Below are 20462 nucleotides of genomic sequence, written 5' to 3' on the forward strand. Positions count from 1 at the left end.
GTTATCTTAGATGTGAAACACCTCAAATTTCATCTGAATGGATAATGTAATTACCTACTTAAAACCGGTTTCAATATTTAAAAGGATATTTGGAACCGTAATTTTTATATTCTCATTTTATACTGTGATATATCAAAATATTCTTTTTGGTTTTTTCATGCTTTCTTTTGCGGTCTATCTGATTTCCTCAGAAGGAACACAAATTAATCTTGATAATCGAACCTACAGGAGCATATGGTCAATTTTCGCAATACATTTTGGCAAGTGGAAACCAATTCCAGATTTCGAGTACATTTCTGTTTTTAAAGGTAAACAGAAACAACGTGTCAACTCATTGGGTGCTTCAACTACTTTCACAGATGTAGTGTTTCTTATCAATCTATTTTATAACAGAAATAAGCACATCACATTTTATCGAACTTTTGACAAGGAAAACGCCTTTAAGGTAGCTCAACACTTTAAATTAGCGTTGGGATTGGATATTCTTGATGCTACTGAAAGAGAGCAAAAATGGGTAGATTAATAATTCAAAACAATTCTATTTCCTTATCCTATCTTTAATACTATGCCCAAGCACGATTACATTATTTTAGGAGCTGGCGCGGCTGGACTATTGTTGGCCGATGCTTTGGGCAAGGATGAATTCTTTGCCTCCAAAACAATTTTGGTACTGGACAAAGATGATAAATCCAAAAACGATCGTACCTGGTGTTTTTGGGAGCGTGGTAAAGGACAATTTGATGACCTCATCTACAAAACTTGGGATACCATTTATGTGGGCGGACAGCGACTTCAAAAATCAACTTCCATTGCTCCCTATACCTACAAAATGCTACGTGGCATTGACTTTTACAACCACTTTGTACCAAAGGTAAAAGCCTACCCCAACATTACTTTCGCTCAAGAGGAAGTGCTACATGTTAAAGAGCAGCAAAATGAGGTCTTAGTGACCACGTCAGCTCAAAAATTCACCGGACAAACGGTATTTTCCAGCCTCTTTAACCCTTCCATCCCTTTAAAACAGAGCAGATACCCTGTTTTGCAACAGCACTTTGTTGGATGGCAAATAAAAACCGAACAGTCGGTATTTAAATTAGGAGAGGCCACTTTTATGGACTTCTCCATACCACAAAAAGGCAATACACGCTTTATGTATGTGCTTCCCTTTTCGGAAAACGAAGCCTTGGTAGAGTACACCTTGTTCTCAGAGCACCTCTTGAAAAAAAGTGAGTATGAGGAGGCCATCAAAACGTACATTTCCGAGAACTACGGTAATACAAAATACTCCGTCGAAGAAATAGAATTTGGTAGCATTCCAATGACTTGCTATCCGTTTCATCAACATAACACCAATCGAGTTTTCCATATCGGAATTGCAGGCGGATGGGCCAAACCAAGTACAGGCTATACCTTCTACAACACAACTCGGCAAGTACCCAAACTGGTAGAATATTTAAAAACCGGGGAACCATTGACCGAATTCCACCAAAAAAGCAGATTCTTGTTTTACGATATGCTGTTACTCGATATTCTGTACGAGAACAATCACTTAGGACACGAAATTTTCGAGTCCATGTTCAAAAAAAGAAAGGCTTCACTGATCTTAAAATTCCTCGAAAACAAGACCAATTTGTGGGAAGAGCTCAAGATTGTAACCGCTCCGAAACCTATGCCTTTTATCAGAGCTTTGTTAAAGCGAATCTTCTAAACGGTGCGTTCCATTAAACTTTCTCCAAATTCCTTCAGCAACACTTTGCTTTTCTCTGGAAGTTTTGTTTCCGCCAAGGCATCAAACGCCTCTTGGGTAAAACTTTTAATGGCTTTTTTGGTTTCATCCACCGCACCGCTTTCCTTAAAAATAGTTTTTACGGCAGCTACTTTTGCTGTGGAGTCTTCAGGTTTTATGGTATAGAGATGCTGTAAACCTTCTTGATCATCTTGGGAGGCTTTTTCCAAGGATTTTAAATACAGATAGGTCTTTTTGTTTTCCATGATATCGCCCCCGACCTGCTTACCAAAGGTTTTGGGGTCACCAAAAGCATCCAAATAATCGTCTTGCAATTGGAAGGCTATGCCCAGGTTGCGACCGAATTCATAAATGGCATCTGCATCTTTTGGAGAGGCACCGGCCACAACAGCTCCCATTTTCATGGCGGCAGCCACCAGAACAGAGGTCTTGTATTCGATCATTTTTAAATATTCGGGAATCGTCACATCGTCGCGGGTCTCAAAATCCACATCATATTGTTGACCTTCACATACCTCAAGCGCTGTTTTACTGAACAATTTAGTAAGTTCAACATAAGTTTCGGCTGGATAGCTTTCAAAAAACTGATAGGATAAAATCAACATGGCATCGCCTGACAGGATTCCAGTATTCACATCCCACTTTTCGTGTACCGTGGTTTTTCCCCTTCGTAAAGGGGCATCGTCCATAATATCGTCGTGGACCAACGAAAAGTTATGGAACATTTCCACGGCCAATGCGGCATCCATAGCAGACTCCACCTTCCCCCCAAAAGCCTCGGCCGTCATCAAAGTAAGAATTGGCCGCATACGCTTACCGCCTAATCCTAAAATATATTTAACCGGCGCGTACAAACTCTTGGGCTCCCCTAACTGGGTTCTTGCCACGAGATACGTAACAAACTGTTCCCTATACTGACTAATGATATCGATATGTGACATGGAGCCAAAAATACATTCAAATATTGAATTTGGGATTACAGCTCCGATTTAAAACTTGGATACAACTTATCCAAACCTTTAAAAATCAACTGTGGTAAAAAAAATTTCAGAAAAACTGCAATAGAATTCTTTTTTATCGTCTCTATAAGTGAAAAGCAACCTGATCCAACCGAATGGCAGCCAAAACCGATAATCGCAATAATCTGACGGACTTCTTTAACGAGGAGTATGGCTCGCTGCGTTCCTATGTGCAGTCCAAGATCAGGGATACATCGGAAAGGGATGCCGAAGATATTGTGCAGGATGTTGCACTGCGGATGTTTTCGCGATCGGATGATGCCCTGCCCATAACCAATGTGGGCGGGTTTGTTTACAATGCCATTAGGAACAGGATCATAGACATTATGAGGGGCAAAAAAGAGCGAAAACTTCCCAGTGAAGATATTGACCAACAATGGCGCGAGTTTGCTGAGTTCTTTTATGGTGATGCGGACAACCGTTATTCCCCAGAAATGGAGCAAGCCCTAAAAAATGCGGTCGAAAACCTAAAACCTGTCTATCGGGACATTATTGTCGCTATAGATTTTGAAGGATACAATTACAAACAAATAACAGAAAGAACCGGGATTCCACAAGGCACCTTAATGTCCAGAAGACACCGGGCCATGTCGGAATTATCAAAAACATTGGAGAATATTAAAGAATTGAGTTATGGAACATAAAAGAGAATTTGAGAAAGTTGTAGAGAAAAAGGTGGAGAGCACTGTAAAAAAAGTAGTCAAGGTTATTGCCATGGTGATACTGGGTGTACTGATATTTCTATTGGCAAATTACCTGTTGATGCGACTTTGGAACTGGCTGATGCCCGATTTATTCGGTGTGGGAACAGTTACCTACTGGCAGGCACTGGGCGTCTTTGTTTTGGCCAAACTTTTGTTCGGCTTTGGTGGAGGCGGAGGAAAAAGTAAAGGTGGCACAAGTCACAAAAAGAAAATTAAATCGTCCAATACATGTATGCCATGGAGAAGGGATTTTGATGAGTGGAAACACTATGATCAATTTTGGAAAGAGGAAGGCGAAGAAGCATTTAAAGCATATGTTGAAAAAATCAAAAACGACAATCATGATACATCAGAAGAAAACTAGAAAGAAATATCTACTCCAGTTCAGTCCATTTTTTTGGCGATTGGGAAGTCCAGGCATGGATACCAACCAAAAAGATTCTCAGCTTAGGCCAGTATTTGTGGATAGCAAAAAATCCAATTGAATGAAATTGTCATTCCCTCGTTAAAAAATTGTAAAACCATGGAAACTTTTTTTGTTTTTAAAGTTTCCATAATTACATTTGCCCCTGATTATGAGGGAAAATATTATTCAAAAAGCAACTGAAATGTTCTTAAACCTAGGTTTTAAGAGCGTTACCATGGACGACCTGGCCCATGAGATGGGCATATCCAAAAAAACGATATACTCCTATTTTAAAAATAAACATGAGCTGGTAGAACAGACCACCATGTCCATGTCCGAGTATATCACCTGTGGAATCAATGATATTATTTCATTCGAGAAAAATCCGATCGAAGAATTGTACGAGATCAAAAAGTTTGTGATGCTTCACATGAAAGATGAAAAATCATCACCACTTTACCAATTGCAGAAGTACTACCCGAAAATATTCAAATCGTTGATGCAAATTCAGTTCGAATGCACAAACAAGTGCGTTGCCGAAAACGTACAAAGAGGAATTAATCTGGGTATTTACAGGGCGAACCTCAATGTGGAATTCGTATCCAGAATCTATTTTTCTGGAGTCATGGCCATAAAAAACAACAAATTGTTTCCCACGGATATTTTTAGTCAACCTCAATTGTTGGACAATTATTTGGAATATCACCTAAGGGGCATCGTTACTCCGGAAGGAAGAAAAACACTCAACTCAATCATCAATTCAAATCAAGAATAAATGCGAAATACGTTAATCAGTCTACTACTTATACTCCCTTGGTTGGCATCTGCCCAAGACACCATACCCAGTCTTAGTTTGGACGAGGCCATTTCCTATGCTCTCGAACACAATTACAGTGCTATCAATGCCAGTAGGGACATTTTGGATGCCCAGAAACAGAAATGGGAGACCATCGCAACCGGACTTCCTCAAATTAGTGGGGCGGTCAGTTATCAAAACCAATTAAAGCAGCCCGTATCGCAGATTCCTGCAGAGTTTTTTGGCGGGGAGCCAGGCACTTACCAAGAGGTGGTTTTTGGGCAGGCCCAGTCCATGTCGGCAACCGCTACATTGAGGCAACAGATTTTTGACGGATCCTATATCGTAGGTGTCCAGGCTACGAAAACCTTTTTGGAATACAGCCAGAACAACAAGGAAAAAACAGCGCTTGATGTTCGAAAATCTGTCGTAGAGGCATACGGCAACGTACTTTTGGCCCAAGAAAGTGTGTTGATATCCGAAAGGAACAAGGCTACGCTCGAAGAAAACCTCTACGAGACCAAACGCATTTACGAAAATGGTCTTGGGGATGAAGAAAGTGTGGACCAATTGCAGATAACCTTATCCACAGTGGACAATCAGCTCAAGAATGCCCGTAGGATGGAGGAAATCACCCTTCAGATGTTGAATCTTGTCTTAGGGCTACCCATTGAAAGCCCAACGGTACTCACCGAAAACTTGGATGATCTAACTCAACGTCAGATTGATCTTGGTTTAATTGATTCCGAATTTAACATAGAGAACAATGTGGATTACAAAATGGCCGCCAACCTCAACGAACAACGTTTCCTTGAGCTGAAATTGGCCAAAAGTCGTGCCTTACCTACGTTAAATGCTTTTGTCAATTATGGCGGTAATTCCTTTAGCAACAACTTTACCTTTTTGGACAGTGGTCAACAATGGTTCGGTTCATCCATTTTAGGTGTGGACCTAAACATACCCATATTTAGTTCATTGGGCCGAAGCGCAAGTACACAAAGAGCAAAAATTGCCCTTGAAAAGGCAAAAACACAATTTACCGAAGCTCAGGCCCAAATAAGGCTTCAATTGGAAAGTGCCAAAAGCGACTATATCCTTGCCATAGAGCAATATGGCACTTCCAAGGACAATCTGGAACTGGCAGAACGTATCGAAAAGAAAAATCAAATCAAATATTCCGAAGGGCTTGCCACGAGCTTTGAGCTAAGACAAGCACAGACTCAATTGTATTCGAGCCAGCAAGAATATTTACAGTCCATGGTCGATGTGATCAACAAAAAGACCGAACTGGAAAACATCATAAATCAATAACAGAAAAAGAAAACCATTCCATCATGAAAAAAGCTATATATATAACTCTATCTGCGGTAATACTGGCATCTTGTGGTGACAGCGGCAAGTCATTGGACAAAGTATTGGCCAGCAAGGATATTGAGGCCATTCGTGCCAAACATTCAGAAATTTCAAGCGAAAAAAAGGCCTTGGAAACACAATTGAAGTCCTTGGATTCCGCCATAGCCCTATTGGATGACACCGCCAAGCTACCTTTGGTCACCACCATAGAGGTACACCCACAAAAGTTTGACCATTACCTAGAACTCCAAGGTGATGTGATGACCAAACAAAATGTGCTTATTTATCCTGAAATGTCAGGAACATTGAACAAGGTTTATGTAAAAGAAGGCCAAAAAGTGACCAAAGGTCAAGTATTGGCCACTATTGATGACGGAGGACTTTCCAGCCAATTGGCGCAAATGAAAACCCAGGCTGAATTGAGCAAAACCACTTTTGAACGTCAAAAAAGACTTTGGGAGCAGAACATTGGTTCCGAAATTCAATATCTCCAAGCAAAAACCAACTACGAAGCCCAACAAAGTGCGGTGAAGCAGATGGAAAGCCAAGTAGGTAAATCGAGCATCCGAGCACCATTCACAGGAATTATCGACGATGTGATCAAGGATGAAGGTACCGTTGTGAGTCCAGGACCAGGTTCCGAAGTGTTCCGAATAGTGAACCTTTCCAACATGTATATTGAAGTTGAAGTACCTGAAAGTCATTTGACCAACGTGACCCCTGGCAAAAATGTAAAGGTTTACTTCCCGGTATTGGGCGATAGTGTAGCCACCACGATCAGACAGACCGGTAATTTCATTAATCCAAGCAACCGTTCTTTTACGGCTGAGATTCCCGTACCAAGTCAGGATGGAAAAATTAAGCCAAACCTTACTGCTCGTGTCATGATCAATGATTACACCAGTGAAAATGCCATTTTAATTCCACAAAGCATCCTATCGGAAAACGCCGATGGTGAGCAATATGTGTTTTTAGTGGAGGCAGACTCCATTAAAAATGACCCAGTTGCCAAAAAAGTAGTGGTAAAAACCGGAAAGACCCAAGGCGATTTTGTAGAGGTCCTCTCTGGAATCAATGAAGGGGACGCCATTATAGATGAAGGGGCCAGAAGTGTAAAAGAAGGACAAAAGGTCAACATAAAAAACAGCTAGACAGCCAACAGATTTCAATTATGAGCAAACAAAAGAAAAGCGTAGACAAGGAATTTCGGCTGTCCTCATGGGCCATTGACAACCAGACCACAATGTATGTGTTGATCTTGGTAATCCTTATCCTTGGTGGCATGGCCTATTTTAGCATGCCCAGAGAAAGTTTTCCTGAGGTAAAGGAAACCAAAATATACATTAGTTCCATTTATCCCGGTAATACAGCAGAGGATATAGAAAAACTCATTACCGATCCTTTGGAGGACGAACTCAAGACAGTGAGCAATTTGGTGGAGATTACCTCAACTTCCCAAGAGGATTATTCCATGATCATTGTCGAATTCGATGAAAACATATCCGTTGAGGCAGCACTCCAAAAGGTAAAGGACGAAGTAGATTCGAAAACTGCAGGCGAAGACTGGCCCACATTTAACGGTGCCAAAGTGGAACCCAATGTTTTCGACCTCAGTCTGTCCGAAGAAATGCCCATACTCAACATCAATATTTCCGGGGATTATCCCATTGAGAAATTAAAAGAGTACGGCGAATACCTTGAAGATGAAATTGAGGGTCTTCAAGAAATTAAACAGGTTGATATTCGTGGTGCCCAGGAAAAAGAAGTGGAGGTTGCCGTGGATATTTACAAAATGATGGCTGCCAAAGTCAGTTTTAATGATGTCATCAACAGTATCAGCAACGAAAACTTGACTACATCTGCCGGAAACCTTGTGGCCAGTGGTCAACGCAGGACAATCCGAATTGTGGGAGAGATAGACGAACCCGACGAGTTGGAAAATTTTGTGGTAAAGTCCGAAAATGGCAACCCTATTTATCTTAAGGATATCGCAAAGGTTTCGTTTAAAGAGGAAGACAAAACCACTTATGCTCGTGAATTCGGGGAACCTGTAGTCATGTTGGATGTTAAGAAACGATCTGGAAAAAACATGGTAGCGGCCGTAGATCAGATCAAAGTAATCGTGGACGATGCCATTGCGAACGAATTCCCCCAAGACCTAAAGGTTACCATAGCCAACGATCAGTCCTCTAAGACCATTGGTCAAGTGGATGATCTGGTGAACAACATCATCTTCGGTATCATTCTCGTTGTAACCGTACTGATGTTTTTCTTAGGGTTTAAAAACGCCTTGTTCGTTGGTTTTGCCATCCCCATGTCGATGTTTATGTCGTTGATGATCTTGGACGCCATAGGCTATACCATGAACACCATGATTCTATTTGGGTTGATCATGGGACTGGGAATGCTGGTGGACAACGGTATTGTTGTAGTGGAAAACATTTATCGATTGATGGATGAGGAGAAGATGCCGAGGATCGAAGCTGCAAAAAAAGGTATCGGTGAGATTGCTTTCCCCATCATTATTTCAACACTAACCACCGTAGCGGCATTTGTGCCACTTGGCCTTTGGCCGGGTATCATGGGGCAGTTCATGAAATACTTCCCTATAACCCTCTCGGTGGTTTTGGGATCATCGTTGTTTGTAGCCATCTTTTTCAACTCTGTACTAGTGTCAAGGTATATGACTACAGAAGACAAGGAAATGCCATTAAAGCAGATTGTCCGAATAACATCCATTATTTCTGTAATAGGCATCCTTATCATCATTTTTGGAGGCGAGTACAGGGCTTTGGGATCCCTAATGGTCCTTACGGCTATCTTGCTTTGGATCTATCGCCTTTTCCTTAGAAACTGGGCAGGGATCTTTCAAAATAGAATCTTGCCGAAATGGGAAAGCCTGTATGAAAAAACCCTACGCTTTTCTTTGGCAGGTAGAAGACCTATATATATAGCCATTACCACTTTTGTATTGTTGTTGATTGCTTTCATTGGATTTGGAGCATCGGTTCAAAGCCAAAGAACCAAGGTAGAGTTCTTCCCGGACAACAAACCTAACCAGATCATTGTGTACATCGAATATCCGGAAGGTACGGATATCGAGAAGACCAATAAGATCACCAAGGATATTGAGCAGCGCGTGTACGACATCATTAACTCGGATGCCTATATGAACGGTGATTATAACTTTATGACAGAAAGTGCCGTTTCTCAAGTGGGTGAAGGTGCTGGTAACCCCCAAACCGATGGTGGTTCCAGTGCCGAGATGCCGAACAGGGGTAAAATTACCGCTACACTGCGCGAGTTTAAATATCGTGAAGGTGCGGACAGTCAGGAGCTATTGAAGAAAGTTCAGGAAGCATTGAAAGATGTATATCCCGGCGTAGCGATTTCCGTGGAAAAGGATGCAGTCGGACCTCCAGTGGGTTACCCCATAAACATAGAATTGGAAGGTGAGGACTATACCGAGTTGATCAATACGGCCGAAAGGATGCGAAACTTTATCAACTCAAGAAATATTCCTGGTATCGACGAGCTAAAAATTGATGTGAACAAATCAAAGCCGTCGATGTTGGTTCAGGTAGACCGTAAAAAAGCCGGTGAACTTGGAGTTGCCACAGGACAAATCGGTCAACAGCTCCGTAGTTCAATTTTCGGTTCCAAAGCAGGTATCTACAAAGAGGGCGGCGAGGATTATGACATCTATGTAAGGTTCAGTGAAGATGATCGCTATAATACCAGTGCATTGTTCAACCAGCGTATTACGTTTAGGGACCCATCGAGCGGACAGATTAAGGAAGTACCTATTTCCGCGGTTACAAAACAAACCAACAGTACCGGGTTTAGTGCCATTAAACACCGTGATGTTAAGCGGGTAGTTACCGTTTATTCCGCACTGGCCTCTGGATATACCGATGCAGGTGCAATTGTTGGAAAGATTCAAGAGGAAATGAACGACTTCGAGAATTTGCCCGATAACATTAAAATTGATTACACCGGACAGATCGAGGAACAGAACAAGCAAATGGTGTTTTTGATGGGAGCTTTCTTCACGGGTCTCGGACTCATTTTCTTTATTTTGATCTTTCAATTCAATTCGATCAGCAAACCTGGCATTATCATGCTGGCCATTTTCTTGAGTTTGATCGGGGTTTTTGGCGGTCTTGTGGCCACAGGTAGTGCTTTCGTGATCATGATGACCATGATGGGCATCATATCATTGGCAGGAATTGTAGTGAACAATGGTGTGGTTTTATTGGATTACACCCAATTGTTGATCGACAGGAAAAAGGTGAATCTGGACTTGGAAGATGATGACCTTTTGGAACAGGAAGATTTGTTGGAAGTCGTTGTAAAAGGTGGAAAATCGAGATTGCGTCCCGTATTGCTAACCGCCATCACAACAATTTTAGGACTTATTCCATTGGCCACAGGGTTCAATATCAACTTCTTTACATTGATGAGCGAATTCAATCCGGACATTTACTTTGGAGGTGACAACGTAATATTTTGGGGTCCATTGGCCTGGACCGTCATCTATGGCTTGATCGTCGCCACATTCTTAACCTTGGTAGTTGTTCCGATATTGTTCACTCTGGTTTATAAACTTAAGCTGAGAATTAGAAAAAGAAAGTTAGAACGTCAGGAACGAAAACAGGAACAGATTGAAACTGTCACCTCATAGGAAGCCTAAAAAATTACCTAACAAAAAAGCCCCGACCAAATGGTCGGGGCTTTTTCTTAAACACTGATTTTAACTTATTGGTTTACCGTAACGGCATCGCCTTGGCTCCAATTTTTTACTTGTGCTACACGATTGTCCGTATAGTCCACTTCGCTCAATTCGTCATTTTGCCAAAAAAACCATTTTCCGGTCTTTTCACCATTGTCATATTGACCTGTGGCTATTTTTTTACCTTCGACATTGAACATAACCCAATCGCCATGTAACTTTCCGTTCAACATATAACCGGTTTGGGCAATTTCGCCATTGTCGTGAAAATAAGTGGCTTTCACCATTTTTCCCATTTTTTCAAAGGTCGGCTTCGTATCTTGAGCAGATACACTAACCGCAAACATCACCGCCAAAAATAATACTGCTTTTTTCATGTTTTATGGGATTTAAATATTGTTAGTACCTAATGATAACGTTACAAAGTTACTTAAATTTTACGTTAATCACACATTTAGATAACCTTTAGTTTACATTAATTTAACTTTAAAACTGTATTTATTTGTATTTCAGCTACTTGAATTTTTCAACACTGGTGAATTTTAACACTTTGAACGATGAATTCAACCTCTTTTCCTTCACAAAATAACCAAAATGTATCCTTTATGTTAATTTAATGTTACCTAATTATAACAATATTGATCAATTCCTGAATGAAGCATTGAAAACACAGAAAAAGCACAGATCCAGTAAAAAATACCCACATTCCTATTAAATTTGCGCTCTCATAACAAACGTCATGTATAGAAGCAATACTTGCGGTGCACTAAGGGCATCGGATATAGGTTCAGAAGTTATTTTAAGTGGTTGGGTGCATAAAGTCCGCGATAAAGGTTTTGTTGCCTGGGTGGATTTGCGCGACCGTTATGGAATTACTCAATTGGTTTTTGACCAGGAACGCACGTCCAAGGAACTTTTGGAGCAAGCAAGAGAGTTGGGTCGGGAGACTGTAATTCAGGCCAAGGGCGAGGTGATTGAACGCGCTTCGAAAAACCCGAACATTCCTACCGGAGAAATTGAAGTACTTGTTACCGAGCTCACCATTCTGAACAATTCTTTGCTCCCTCCCTTCACCATTGAGGACGATACCGATGGTGGAGAGGACATCCGAATGAAGTACCGATACTTGGACATTCGTAGAAACCCAGTAAAGAACAAACTTATATTTAGGCACAAGGTCTCCATGGAAGTGAGGAAATATCTTTCCGACCAAGGCTTTATAGATATCGAGACCCCATATTTGATTAAATCCACTCCAGAAGGAGCAAGGGATTTTTTGGTACCGAGCCGTATGAACGAAGGACAGTTCTACGCATTGCCACAATCCCCCCAAACTTTCAAACAACTATTGATGGTCGGAGGAATGGACAAATATTTTCAGATTGTGAAATGTTTTAGGGACGAAGACCTACGTGCCGATCGCCAACCTGAGTTCACTCAAATAGATTGCGAGATGGCCTTTGTGGAACAAGAGGATATTTTGAACACTTTTGAAGGTTTGACCAAGCATCTATTAAAAGAGATCAAAGGTGTGGAAGTGGATGCTTTTCCTCGAATGACATATGATGATGCCATGCGACTCTACGGGAACGACAAACCGGACATACGTTTTGGAATGCAGTTCGGTGAACTGAACGAAGTTGCACAACATAAAGATTTTAATGTATTCAATTCTTCGGAGTTGGTCGTTGGAATTGCAGTTCCAGGCGCAGCGGATTATACCAGAAAGGAAATTGACAAGCTCATTGATTGGGTAAAACGCCCTCAAGTAGGTGCCAAAGGCATGGTATATGTAAAATGTAATGAAGATGGCAGCTTTAAATCTTCAGTGGACAAGTTCTACGACCAAGAAGATTTGGCAAAATGGGCCGAAGTCACAGGTGCACGAGCAGGTGACCTTATTTGTGTACTTTCGGGCAATATCAATGAAACCCGTGCACAGTTGAGCGCATTGCGCATGGAATTGGCAACCCGTTTGGGGCTTAGAAAGTCGGACGAATTCGCTCCGTTATGGGTAATCGACTTTCCATTGTTGGAACTGGACGAAGAGACCGGAACCTATCATGCCATGCACCACCCTTTTACGTCTCCAAAGCCAGGTCAACTGGAATTATTGGAATCAAAGCCCGGGGAAGTAAAGGCCAATGCCTACGATTTGGTGTTGAACGGAAACGAAATAGGCGGTGGATCCATCAGGATCTATGACAAAGATACCCAAGCAACCATGTTCAAACATTTGGGCTTTACACCAGAAGAAGCCAAAGCACAATTTGGCTTTTTAATGGATGCTTTCCAATACGGCGCACCACCCCACGGCGGAATTGCCTTCGGATTGGACCGATTGGTGGCTATTTTGGGCGGGCAAGAAACCATTCGCGACTACATTGCATTCCCTAAAAACAACAGTGGACGGGACGTGATGATCGATGCACCAGCCAACATTGACCAAGAACAATTAAAAGAGCTCCATTTAAAATTGGACTTGTGATATTAAAAAATCCCGCATAGTTAGCGGGATTTTTTAATACTTTTAATCACCTTATTGGACCTCAATGCCCTACAGCACCAAAAAACTGTTCACCAAATTTTTAAAATGGCGGTATAGGAATATCTCCAACAGGACCTTTATTCAGATAATGAGCCTGATAGTCGGTTTCTTGGCAGGTACGGTAGCGGTAACCCTAAAAAACTCCACCTATTTTATAGAATCCCTTTTAAAAAGGGGGATAGTGTTTTCCGAGAACCAGCTCTATTTCATATTGCCCACTATCGGACTGACTTTCGTATACCTGTATGTCAAATTTGTCCATAAGGAGCCGTTACAGCATGCCGTTTCATCCATCATTTTCTCTCTTTCGAAAAAACGAGGTCTTTTAAAGCTCAAAGATATTTACTCTCCTTTGATCACCGCTCCGCTTACTGTAGGCTTTGGTGGTTCGGTAGGTTTGTTGGGTCCAGCGGTAAAATCGGGGTCGGCCGTAAGTTCCAATTTAAGTCGATTGTTCCATATCGATGCCAAAACGCGGACCTTACTGGTGGCCTGTGCCTCGGCCGGAGCTATTGCTTCAATTTTTCAATCTCCCATCGCAGCTATAATCTTTGCAGTGGAGGTTTTTACTTTGGACCTTACCATGATGTCCATGTTGCCCCTCCTATTGGCTTCCATTTCAGGGGTATTGACATCTTATTTTTTCCTGGGAAACGAAATATTGTTCAGCTTTTCCCTGTCCGAAGGCTTTAAATTAAAAGACACGGCATTTTACATCCTTCTTGGAGTGGGAACCGGTTTTGCTTCCATTTACTTCACCAAAATGTACTTTGCCATACTCTCACTTTTTAAAAAGCTAAAAAGCCCCAAATACAAATTATTGGTGGGCGGTATTGCCATTGGTGTAATGCTTTATGCCATTCCCCCACTCTATGGTGAAGGTTTCGGGTTCATCAACAACCTATTGGACGGGGACCATTTAAAGGCTCTCGGCACAACTCCTTTTGATAATTATACCGACAACATCTGGGTAGTGATCGCCCTTTTGTTCGGCATTACCATATTTAAGGCCATCGCCATGACGACTACCATTGGTGCGGGCGGTGCTGGTGGAGTATTTATCCCTACAATGGTAATGGGAAGTGCATTGGGCAATGTGGTCGCCAAAGTGATAAATAACTTGGGGCTGGGATTCTCCGTATCCGAAAGCAATTTTACCCTTATTGGAATGTCAGGCCTTATTGCCGGGGTAATACACGCCCCTTTGACCGCCATCTTCCTGATTGCGGAAATAACAGGTGGGTACCAGCTTTTTGTACCATTGATGATTACGGCCGCCATCTCCTATTTAATTACCAAAAACGCGCTCGACTATACCATTTACACCAAAGAATTGGCCAAAATCGGAGCACTTTTGTCACACAACAAGGATCAAATGGTCCTTGGGCTTATGGAAATGGACGATGTAATAGAAAAGAATTTTAAGCCCATACATCCGGAGATGACCTTAGGTGAAATGCTACACCAGTCCGTTTCCAAATCCAAAAGAAACCTGTTTCCGGTATTGAACGACGATAAAAAATTAATCGGTATCATCGTCCTGGATGATATAAGGCCCATGATGTTCGACACAGAACTATACGATACGGTATATGTTAAAAATTTGATGCATGCCCCGCCAGAAGTTATCTTCTACGAAACGGACAACATGAAACAGGTCATGAAAAAATTCCAGGACAGCGGAGCTTGGAACCTACCTGTCATTAAGAAAGGTAAATACGAAGGCTTCATCTCAAAATCAAAAATGTTGACGGCCTATCGCAGAAAATTGATCAATTATTCTCAATGAAATTCAAACTGAAACATCTCGTTTTTTTAATCATGTTATCCGCTTTGGGGTCCATATTCTATGGACTTTCCTTGAAAGAAGACGACCCTATAGCCCCAAAATTCATTGGCGGGGGAACCATTGGCCTCTTTTTGGTGGCCATGCCGCTTTTTTTATGGAAAGAAAGTAAGGTGAAAAACATGAAAGATTATATGCTCACCAAGGAAAATATTAAGAAAATGCAAGAAAAAGAACGCAAAAACACTGAAAATCAATAATTTTCATAAGATTTAAACTTCTTTTTATACAATCACACACAAAATAAACTACTTTCGTGTTTTAACATTTTATTTAATTTTTAATGACTGGTACAGTAAAATTTTTCAATGATTCCAAAGGTTATGGATTCATTACAAACGACGACACAGGAAAAGACATCTTTGTTCATGTTACGGCATTGAACGGAGTAGAATTGAACGAAGGCGACAAAGTAGAATACATCGAAGAAGAAGGAAGAAAAGGAGTGGTTGCTGCACAAGTGCAGGTAATCGGATAATAATATTTTATTTTGATTTTGATCTTAAAACCCGGCAAGTCCGGGTTTTTTCATTTAATTAAGGTTCCTTTTTTGTATAAAGAACCTTTTTAGCAGTTCGGAAGCTTCCTTTTCCATAATACCGCCTACTACTTCGGTCTTTGGGTGCAAGTGCCCACCCATTACATTAAAGCCACGCTCCAAATCGGAGGCCCCGTAGACCACCTTAGATATTTGGCTCCAATATAACCCTCCAGCACACATTTGGCAGGGTTCCAAAGTAACGTACAGGGTACAGCCATGTAAATATTTACCGCCCAAAAAGTTGGAGGCGGCCGTAATGGCCTGCATTTCGGCATGGGCCGTTACATCCTTTAGGCGTTCCGTAAGGTTATGGGCTCTTCCGATTATCCTATTGTTTGCAACAATTACGGCACCCACCGGTACTTCACCATTTTCAAAGGCCATTTCCGCCTCTTGAATGGCTTTCTTCATAAAATAGTTGTCATCAAAGGGGTTCTCCACAATTTTTTCCATCAAATTCAACAGATTGCTAAGCTACACATAAAATAATTTTGAGCAGAATCGATACTTTTGTTTTTTATTCATTGGAAAGGCTTTTAACACATATCGAATCCCCTAAGGAACTCAAGAAATTACCCTTGGAAAAGTTACCTAAACTCGCCCAAGAATTGAGGGAGTTTATTATTGATATAGTTTCTACCAAAGAAGGCCACTTGGGTGCAAGTTTGGGAGTAGTGGAACTCACCATTGCGTTACATTATGTTTTCGATACGCCAAAGGACAAACTGATCTGGGATGTTGGCCACCAAGCCTATGGGCATAAAATATTGACGGGACGCAAGGAAATATTTGAGACCAATCGTCAATTGGGCGGAATAAGTGGATTTCCAAAACGTTCGGAGAGCGAATACGACGATTTTGGAACCGGACATAGCTCCACCTCTATTTCTGCAATCCTTGGTATGGCCATGGCCTCCCGGTTAGATGGTGACTTAAAAAAACAGCACATTGCCGTGGTGGGCGATGCATCGATAGCCAGCGGCATGGCCTTTGAAGGGCTTAACCACTTGGGTGTGACCAATGTAAACGCGCTTATAATTCTAAATGACAACGCCATTGGGATCGACCCTAGCGTAGGGGCCCTAAAAAAATATCTTACCAATGTAAAAGCGGGTACAGCTAAGGATGAAAACATCTTTGAATGCCTTAACTTAAATTACTCAGGACCTATTGATGGTCATGATTTAAACGCCCTTGTTTCGGAACTCGAACGCTTAAAACATGTGGATGGACCAAAATTGCTTCACATTATTACAACAAAGGGCAAGGGACTTAAACAGGCTGAAGAAGACCAGGTCGTTTACCATGCCCCTGGAAAGTTTGACAAAGCAACAGGGGAAAGAATAAAAAAATCGGGGAAGGACCAACCGCCAAAATACCAAGATGTTTTTGGGCATACCATTGTGGAATTGGCCCTAGAGAACACCAAGATAGTAGGGATAACGCCCGCCATGCCAAGCGGAAGTTCCTTAAAATTTATGATGGATCAAATACCCGACCGGGCATTTGACGTGGGCATCGCCGAACAACATGCCGTAACGCTTTCCGCTGGAATGGCTTCCCAAGGACTCGTTCCTTTTTGTAATATTTATTCCACTTTTCTGCAACGGGCCTACGACCAAGTAATCCATGATGTAGCCTTACAAAAACTTCCCGTCATTTTTTGTTTGGACCGTGCTGGTCTGGTAGGTCAGGATGGCCCTACTCATCATGGCGTTTTTGATATGGCCTTTTTACGCTGTATCCCGAACCTTATCGTTTTTGCTCCTATGAACGAAATGGAGCTCCGCAACATTATGTACACAGCACAACTGGGACTGGCAAATCCCTTGGCCATAAGGTACCCGAGAGGACGTGGGGCGAACATCAATTGGAAAAATAAATTTGACCCTATTGAAATCGGTACGGGCAGGTGTTTGAAAAAAGGATCAAAAATGGCCATACTTACTATAGGCCATATGGGAAATGGCATAGCGGGATTAATCGATAGGCTGGACAGACCAGAAGAAGTTGGTCATTACGATATGCGTTTTGTAAAACCATTGGACCAAGACCTGCTCAAGACCATTTTTAAAGACTATGGGCATATCATCACCATTGAAGATGGGACCAAAATTGGAGGCTTTGGTTCTGCAGTTCTAGAATTTGCCAACAAAGAGCGTTATACCAACCCTATCAAAATATTTGGCATACCCGACCAATTTGTGGAACAAGGAACCATCACCGAGACCCATCAACTGGCTGGTATAGATTTTGATAGCATTCACTCATACATACAATCAACCTTAGACCAATGCGAATAAACTGTTTTTTGATTCTGTTCCTTTCTGTTTTTCTATCGGCAAACGCACAGATTACCCGACTCAAGGTTTTTGAACCTGACAGTACCGATTCAGGATTCAAGATAGTTCGCATCAAGGACGTTAAGCTAAAATATCTTACAAGAAGTGCTAAACTTACAGACCCGAGAACCGTATTGAACCGGGTTAAGCCATTGAGCATTTGGTACAATCGATTCAAACCTACTTCTTTCTGGAAAAAGGTAAATAAATTCGGGCTCAATATAAGCGAGGTCTCCTTTGTTAACTGGAATGCCGGGGGGGATAATTCGGTCTCTGCACTTGCAAGTGCAGATTTCTCCAGGAACTATAAGTTTCGCTATTTAAACTGGAACAACGAGGTACAGCTTCGATACGGACTCAATGCTCAGGAAGGAAGAAAACTTCGGAAAACGGACGACCAGATTCGGCTTTCCACCACTTTGAGTTTTAGAAAAGACACCATCACCAATTGGTATTATTCCGTAAAGGCCAACATACGGACCCAATTCTCCAACGGGTATAAATACCCGGATAGGGAAACGCCCATTTCCAGGTTTATGGCTCCCGGTTATCTCTTTGTCGGTGTGGGTACCTCCTATATTCCACCCAAGGATAATTTTAATCTATATATTTCACCGGCCACCATGAAATCCACCTTTGTACTTGACGAGACCCTTTCCAACCAAGGGGCGTTTGGTGTGGAAGAAGGGCAGCAGGTATTTTTAGAGCTTGGTTTTCTTATTACCAATACGTGGGAATCGGAAATCGCCAAAAATGTGCTCATGAACCACCGGCTGAATCTGTACACCGATTATGTTCGTAGTTTCGGGAACATTGATGTGGATTGGGAATTGAACTTTAACCTAAAGGTCAATAATTTCCTTAATGCCAATATTGGAACGCACATCATCTTTGATGATGACATCAAGTTTGATGAACAAATAGCGGAAGACGGGACCATCGTGGATCCTGGCATATCCCGAATACAATTCAAACAGTTATTGGGAGTAGGACTGCTCTATTCGTTTTAGATCTTTCTTCCCGTCAATTTATCGTGGATATGCACTGCTGCACTATCGGACAGACTGGCCACAAAGCAACTCGTGTCCAATAATATTTTATATATGGATGTGTCGGTGTTCCGGTAATTTTCAGGTAGACTTTTGATCAGCAATCGATCGTAATTGGTGTCCCTTCCCTCCTTCACATTGATCAAGGCCGTCGTATACATATCCAACAAATCGGAAATAATTCGGTAACCCGCCAATTCCTTGTCCACGACCTCGGTGGATTGATAAATTTTTTCAATACTTAATTTAATGATGTCGTCGATCTGTGCGGTATACTTGCCCTTGTCCAACAAGGAAACATCAAACTCCCCTTTTAGGATTTTTTCTTCATTCTTCACAAAAACATCCACTGCATCCCCTATCAAAGTACTGATGGCAAGTGCCCTCAAGTAACTCAAACGATCGCTTGAGGTCGTCATGGCATTGTATTTTTTCGTGTTAATGTTATCCTTCACCAAATTGATAAGATATTCCAAGGCATATTCCTCAGGTATCAATCCCAAATTAATACCATCCTCAAAATCAATTATGGTGTAGCAAATATCATCGGCCGCCTCGACCAAATAAGTCAACGGATGCCTCAAATAACCGGTTTTCGGATGATTTGGGTTAGGCAAGAGCCCAATTTCTTCCACCAGTTCGGCAAAAAACTCCTTTTCCGATTGAAAAAAGCCAAATTTTTTATCCACAATATTTTTTGACGGTCTTTTGGGCAGGGACCCCTTGGGGTATTTAATAAAAGCACCCAATGTGGCATAGCTCAATCTCAATCCGCCAGGTACACCTTCCCTGGATTCTGTCAAAAGTTTAAAACCGTTGGCATTGCCTTCAAAATCTATCAGGTCTTGGAATTCCTCAGGTGTCAAGGCGTCTTCATGGAATTTTCCATTGCCCTGTTTAAAATAGTTTCCTATGGCCTTTTCCCCACTATGTCCAAATGGAGGATTACCAATATCATGTGCCAATGCCGCTGCAGCGACTATAGCTCCAAAATCATTGAAATGATGTCCATGGACTTCGGACAAAAATGGATATTTCGTCAATATTTGTTGCCCTGCTATCCGTCCAAGGCTTCGACCCACAACGGAAACTTCCATGCTATGGGTTAAACGAGTATGAACGAAATTCTTTTGGGAACCGACGGCAATCGGCATGGGAAACACCTGGGTCTTGTCCTGTAAACTTCTAAAGGCCGATGAAAAAACAATCCGGTCATAGTCTACTTCAAACCCGAGCCGGGTCTCGTTTTGTTCCTTTCGCAATCGTTTTCCCGTATCCCCGTGACGTCTTAAAGAGAGTAGCTGCTCCCAGTTCATTGGCTTTTGATTTGTAGCGAAGATATATCAAAAGATGAACCTATGTCCAACACTGGGAAAATA

At 41.8% G+C, this 20462-nt stretch carries 18 protein-coding genes; 14 read left to right on the forward strand and 4 right to left on the reverse strand.

What is annotated here, in order from left to right:
• The first annotated feature begins 37 nt into the window (after positions 1 to 37).
• Together PY091_RS11870 and PY091_RS11875 are read left to right on the forward strand one after the other, a co-directional pair.
• The gene (locus tag PY091_RS11870) at positions 38 to 523 is read left to right on the forward strand and encodes a hypothetical protein (protein ID WP_275649871.1); all 486 of its coding nucleotides are present in this window, start codon (positions 38 to 40) and stop codon (positions 521 to 523) included.
• Between the two features lie 42 nt (positions 524 to 565).
• Positions 566 to 1708, forward strand: a complete 1143-nt coding sequence (locus tag PY091_RS11875; protein ID WP_275649872.1) for a lycopene cyclase family protein — start codon at positions 566 to 568, stop codon at positions 1706 to 1708.
• On the opposite strand, the gene PY091_RS11880 is transcribed toward PY091_RS11875, so the two are convergent.
• Positions 1705 to 2688 carry a polyprenyl synthetase family protein gene (locus tag PY091_RS11880; protein ID WP_275649873.1) on the reverse strand — a complete coding sequence of 328 codons (984 nt, stop codon included), beginning with the start codon at positions 2686 to 2688 and terminating at the stop codon, positions 1705 to 1707. The genes PY091_RS11875 and PY091_RS11880 overlap by 4 nt on opposite strands.
• Before the next feature lie 173 nt (positions 2689 to 2861).
• Here PY091_RS11880 and PY091_RS11885 point away from each other — a divergent pair, with 173 nt between their 5' ends.
• The 6 genes from PY091_RS11885 (at position 2862) to PY091_RS11910 (ending at position 10709) form a co-directional block, all read left to right on the forward strand.
• Complete coding sequence (locus PY091_RS11885; protein WP_275649874.1) at positions 2862 to 3410, forward strand: RNA polymerase sigma factor; 549 nt, start codon at positions 2862 to 2864, stop codon at positions 3408 to 3410.
• On the forward strand, positions 3400 to 3834 hold the full coding sequence (locus tag PY091_RS11890) for a hypothetical protein (protein ID WP_275649875.1): 435 nt from the start codon (positions 3400 to 3402) through the stop codon (positions 3832 to 3834). The genes PY091_RS11885 and PY091_RS11890 overlap by 11 nt, the downstream gene beginning before the upstream one ends.
• Before the next feature lie 244 nt (positions 3835 to 4078).
• Entirely contained in the window at positions 4079 to 4651 is a 573-nt protein-coding gene (locus PY091_RS11895; protein WP_417957145.1) for a TetR/AcrR family transcriptional regulator, read from the forward strand.
• The gene (locus tag PY091_RS11900) at positions 4652 to 5983 is read left to right on the forward strand and encodes a TolC family protein (protein WP_275649877.1); all 1332 of its coding nucleotides are present in this window, start codon (positions 4652 to 4654) and stop codon (positions 5981 to 5983) included.
• Positions 5984 to 6006: 23 nt separating this feature from the next.
• Positions 6007 to 7176: an efflux RND transporter periplasmic adaptor subunit gene (locus PY091_RS11905; protein WP_275649878.1), complete on the forward strand. Its 1170-nt coding sequence runs from the start codon at positions 6007 to 6009 to the stop codon at positions 7174 to 7176.
• Positions 7177 to 7196: 20 nt separating this feature from the next.
• Positions 7197 to 10709 carry an efflux RND transporter permease subunit gene (locus tag PY091_RS11910; protein ID WP_275649879.1) on the forward strand — a complete coding sequence of 1171 codons (3513 nt, stop codon included), beginning with the start codon at positions 7197 to 7199 and terminating at the stop codon, positions 10707 to 10709.
• 74 nt (positions 10710 to 10783) lie between these two features.
• Here PY091_RS11910 and PY091_RS11915 read toward each other — a convergent pair whose 3' ends face one another.
• Positions 10784 to 11134 (reverse strand): toxin-antitoxin system YwqK family antitoxin, encoded by a 351-nt coding sequence (locus PY091_RS11915; protein WP_275649880.1) that lies wholly within the window; start codon positions 11132 to 11134, stop codon positions 10784 to 10786.
• 362 nt (positions 11135 to 11496) lie between these two features.
• On the opposite strand from PY091_RS11915, the gene aspS reads away from it, so the two are divergent.
• The 4 genes from aspS (at position 11497) to PY091_RS11935 (ending at position 15629) form a co-directional block, all read left to right on the forward strand.
• On the forward strand, positions 11497 to 13245 hold the full coding sequence (gene aspS / locus PY091_RS11920) for an aspartate--tRNA ligase (RefSeq protein ID WP_275649881.1): 1749 nt from the start codon (positions 11497 to 11499) through the stop codon (positions 13243 to 13245).
• A gap of 64 nt (positions 13246 to 13309) precedes the next feature.
• Entirely contained in the window at positions 13310 to 15094 is a 1785-nt protein-coding gene (locus PY091_RS11925; RefSeq protein ID WP_275649882.1) for a chloride channel protein, read from the forward strand.
• On the forward strand, positions 15091 to 15351 hold the full coding sequence (locus PY091_RS11930) for a hypothetical protein (protein ID WP_275649883.1): 261 nt from the start codon (positions 15091 to 15093) through the stop codon (positions 15349 to 15351). Before PY091_RS11925 ends, PY091_RS11930 begins: the two co-directional genes overlap by 4 nt.
• Positions 15352 to 15434: 83 nt before the next feature.
• Positions 15435 to 15629: a cold-shock protein gene (locus PY091_RS11935; RefSeq protein WP_127136214.1), complete on the forward strand. Its 195-nt coding sequence runs from the start codon at positions 15435 to 15437 to the stop codon at positions 15627 to 15629.
• A 54-nt stretch (positions 15630 to 15683) separates the two neighbouring features.
• Here PY091_RS11935 and PY091_RS11940 read toward each other — a convergent pair whose 3' ends face one another.
• On the reverse strand, positions 15684 to 16133 hold the full coding sequence (locus PY091_RS11940; protein ID WP_275649916.1) for a nucleoside deaminase: 450 nt from the start codon (positions 16131 to 16133) through the stop codon (positions 15684 to 15686).
• A gap of 50 nt (positions 16134 to 16183) precedes the next feature.
• Here PY091_RS11940 and PY091_RS11945 point away from each other — a divergent pair, with 50 nt between their 5' ends.
• Together PY091_RS11945 and PY091_RS11950 are read left to right on the forward strand one after the other, a co-directional pair.
• Complete coding sequence (locus tag PY091_RS11945) at positions 16184 to 17995, forward strand: 1-deoxy-D-xylulose-5-phosphate synthase (RefSeq protein ID WP_275649884.1); 1812 nt, start codon at positions 16184 to 16186, stop codon at positions 17993 to 17995.
• Positions 17986 to 19044 carry a DUF3078 domain-containing protein gene (locus tag PY091_RS11950; RefSeq protein WP_275649885.1) on the forward strand — a complete coding sequence of 353 codons (1059 nt, stop codon included), beginning with the start codon at positions 17986 to 17988 and terminating at the stop codon, positions 19042 to 19044. The genes PY091_RS11945 and PY091_RS11950 overlap by 10 nt, the downstream gene beginning before the upstream one ends.
• Here PY091_RS11950 and dgt read toward each other — a convergent pair.
• Complete coding sequence (gene dgt, locus PY091_RS11955; RefSeq protein WP_275649886.1) at positions 19041 to 20399, reverse strand: dGTP triphosphohydrolase; 1359 nt, start codon at positions 20397 to 20399, stop codon at positions 19041 to 19043. The two genes, PY091_RS11950 and dgt, sit on opposite strands and share 4 nt — an antisense overlap.
• Positions 20400 to 20462 lie beyond the last annotated feature (63 nt).

Origin of the sequence: Flagellimonas okinawensis, assembly GCF_029194005.1 — a bacterium.
Lineage (GTDB): Bacteria > Bacteroidota > Bacteroidia > Flavobacteriales > Flavobacteriaceae > Flagellimonas > Flagellimonas okinawensis.

Excerpts from the sequence above, each read along its gene's own strand:
- PY091_RS11870 (WP_275649871.1), top strand. The coding sequence starts at position 38 with ATGGATAATGTAATTACCTACTTAAAACCGGTTTCAATATTTAAAAGG.
- PY091_RS11875 (WP_275649872.1), top strand. The coding sequence starts at position 566 with ATGCCCAAGCACGATTACATTATTTTAGGAGCTGGCGCGGCTGGACTA.
- PY091_RS11880 (WP_275649873.1), bottom strand. The coding sequence starts at position 2,688 with ATGTCACATATCGATATCATTAGTCAGTATAGGGAACAGTTTGTTACG.
- PY091_RS11885 (WP_275649874.1), top strand. The coding sequence starts at position 2,862 with ATGGCAGCCAAAACCGATAATCGCAATAATCTGACGGACTTCTTTAAC.
- PY091_RS11890 (WP_275649875.1), top strand. The coding sequence starts at position 3,400 with ATGGAACATAAAAGAGAATTTGAGAAAGTTGTAGAGAAAAAGGTGGAG.
- PY091_RS11895 (WP_417957145.1), top strand. The coding sequence starts at position 4,079 with ATGTTCTTAAACCTAGGTTTTAAGAGCGTTACCATGGACGACCTGGCC.
- PY091_RS11900 (WP_275649877.1), top strand. The coding sequence starts at position 4,652 with ATGCGAAATACGTTAATCAGTCTACTACTTATACTCCCTTGGTTGGCA.
- PY091_RS11905 (WP_275649878.1), top strand. The coding sequence starts at position 6,007 with ATGAAAAAAGCTATATATATAACTCTATCTGCGGTAATACTGGCATCT.
- PY091_RS11910 (WP_275649879.1), top strand. The coding sequence starts at position 7,197 with ATGAGCAAACAAAAGAAAAGCGTAGACAAGGAATTTCGGCTGTCCTCA.
- PY091_RS11915 (WP_275649880.1), bottom strand. The coding sequence starts at position 11,134 with ATGAAAAAAGCAGTATTATTTTTGGCGGTGATGTTTGCGGTTAGTGTA.
- aspS (WP_275649881.1), top strand. The coding sequence starts at position 11,497 with ATGTATAGAAGCAATACTTGCGGTGCACTAAGGGCATCGGATATAGGT.
- PY091_RS11925 (WP_275649882.1), top strand. The coding sequence starts at position 13,310 with ATGCCCTACAGCACCAAAAAACTGTTCACCAAATTTTTAAAATGGCGG.
- PY091_RS11930 (WP_275649883.1), top strand. The coding sequence starts at position 15,091 with ATGAAATTCAAACTGAAACATCTCGTTTTTTTAATCATGTTATCCGCT.
- PY091_RS11935 (WP_127136214.1), top strand. The coding sequence starts at position 15,435 with ATGACTGGTACAGTAAAATTTTTCAATGATTCCAAAGGTTATGGATTC.
- PY091_RS11950 (WP_275649885.1), top strand. The coding sequence starts at position 17,986 with ATGCGAATAAACTGTTTTTTGATTCTGTTCCTTTCTGTTTTTCTATCG.
- dgt (WP_275649886.1), bottom strand. The coding sequence starts at position 20,399 with ATGAACTGGGAGCAGCTACTCTCTTTAAGACGTCACGGGGATACGGGA.